We start from the raw sequence: 2,184 nt of genomic DNA, 5'->3' as shown, positions 1-2,184 counted from the left end.
AACTCGCTTGCGGCCAATCCAGTCGATGTGTTGTGCCTGCAAGAGCTCAAGATGACGGACGACAAGTTCCCGCTGGAAGCGCTCAAGGCCGCCGGCTATGAGGCCGCCGCATTCGGCCAGAAAACCTACAACGGCGTGGCGATCCTTTCGCGCACGCCGCTGCGCGACGTGGTGAAAAATATTGTCGGTTTTGAGGACGAGCACTCACGCGTTATTGCCGCCACGGTGGACGGCCCTGCGGGCCCCATCCGGGTGCTGAACGGCTATTTCGTCAATGGGCAGGAGCCCGGCAGCGAAAAGTTCGCCTACAAGATGCGCTGGCTGGGAGGTCTGCAGGCTTATGTGCGCGCGGAGATGGCAGCCCACCCACAACTGGTGTTGCTGGGCGACTTCAACATCACACCGGAAGACCAGGATTCGTTCGACCCGGAGGGCTTGCGCGACACCATTCACCACACGAAGGAAGAGCGTGAGCATTTCCGCCAGCTGGTGGCGCTGGGCCTGACCGACAGTTTCCGCATGTTCGAGCAGCCGCCCAAAAGCTTTTCATGGTGGGACTACCGCATGCTCGGTTACCAGAAGAACCGTGGCCTGCGCATCGACCACATCCTGGTCAGCGACGCCCTGAAGCCGCAAGTCAAAGGCTGCACCATAGACCGCGTACCGCGCAAATGGGAAAAGCCCAGCGACCACGCGCCGGTGACCCTGGAATTGAGCTAACCCCCGTCCAGGCTCACTGCGTGTAGCCCGTTCCCCCCTTTCAGGGGGCGAGGCCAGCGGTCTGGCAAAGCCAGTCCCGCGGCCTCCGCTGGTGAAAATCCCCGCTGGTCACGCCACTGAACTCTTCAAGCCAGCATGAGCCGTGGAACCGGCTTTGCCGGGCCRCAGGCGGGCGGCCCCCTCGGGGGGCAGCGACCCACACGCAGTGGGGGAGCGTGGGGGCTCCATCTACTCCAGATTGAGTTCCTGAATCTTGCGCGTGATAGTGTTGCGGCCTATGCCCAACTTTTGAGCCGCCTCAATGCGGCGCCCGCGTGTATTGACCAGTGCGGTCTGGATCAGCTTGGATTCAAAACGCCGGGTCAGCACATCCCACACGTCGCTGCGACCGGTCGCCAGCAACGCCAGAGCTTCTGCTTCAAGACCACTTTCCCAGCTCTGTTCAGGGCCAGAGACCGGCGGAACCGGTACGGCCGCTTCAGCCCCATGGCTGGCAGGAATTTTCTCCGCGGCGCCTGCCGACCACTCCACTTTGGCCACCCCAGCCTTCTCGGCAAAAACCGGGTTTCTGCCCGATTCGGGAACAATGCCCAGCACTTCGGGTGGAAGATCCTTGGGCTCAATCACCTGCGCCGGTGCCATAACGGTGAGCCAGTGGCAAATGTTTTCAAGCTGGCGCACATTGCCGGGGAAACCAAAGTTGCTGAGCTGCTGCAGCGCCGTGTCGGAAATCCGCTTGGGCTCCACACCGAGCTGCTTGGCGCTTTGCTGCAGGAAGTGGCGTGTCAGCATGAAGACATCCTCGCGCCGCTCGCGCAGTGCGGGCAGGCGCAGGCGGATCACGTTGAGGCGGTGGAACAAATCCTCGCGGAAGCCGCCTTCCTTGACGCGCTGCTCCAGGTCCTGGTGGGTAGCGGCGATCACACGCACGTTGGCCTTGACGGCGTTGTGCCCGCCGACGCGGTAGAAATGGCCGTCGCTCAGCACACGCAAAAGGCGCGTCTGCAAGTCAAACGGCATGTCGCCGATTTCATCGAGGAAGAGCGTACCGCCCTCAGCTTGTTCAAAGCGGCCGCGCCGCATGGTCTGCGCGCCGGTGAACGCGCCGCGCTCATGGCCGAACAGTTCGCTCTCCAACAAATCCTTGGGGATGGCCGCGGTATTAATGGCCACAAAGGGCCCGTTGGCGCGGGGCGAATGCTTGTGCAGCGCACGCGCCACCAATTCCTTGCCTGAACCGGACTCACCGGTGATCATCACAGTCACCATGCTCTGGCTCAGCCGTCCGATGGCGCGGAAAACGTCCTGCATGGCCGGCGCCTGGCCAAGCATTTCGGGCGCGGAGGCCATGCGCTCTTCAGCCACCTCTTCGCGCTGGCTTTCTTCCACTGCGCGGCGAATGAGTTCTACCGCCTTTGGCAGGTCAAACGGCTTGGGCAGGTATTCAAAGGCGCCGCCCTGGAA

Annotated in this window: 2 protein-coding genes; one reads left to right on the top strand and one right to left on the bottom strand. The window is 62.6% G+C overall.

The features are described from left to right. Window positions 1–720: exodeoxyribonuclease III (gene xth, locus AC1DWI_RS20480; RefSeq protein WP_477725609.1), on the top strand; the 720-nt coding region annotated here is incomplete at its 5' end. A 228-nt stretch (window positions 721–948) separates the two neighbouring features. On the opposite strand, the gene AC1DWI_RS20475 is transcribed toward xth, so the two are convergent. Continuing rightward, the coding region (locus tag AC1DWI_RS20475; RefSeq protein ID WP_477725608.1) for a sigma 54-interacting transcriptional regulator at window positions 949–2,184 on the bottom strand (1,236 nt) is incomplete at its 5' end.

The sequence above is a fragment of the Polaromonas sp. P3_C2 genome, assembly GCF_056402675.1.
Note: the sequence above shows the minus strand (reverse complement) of the source record. Positions and strands in the feature narration are given on the sequence as shown.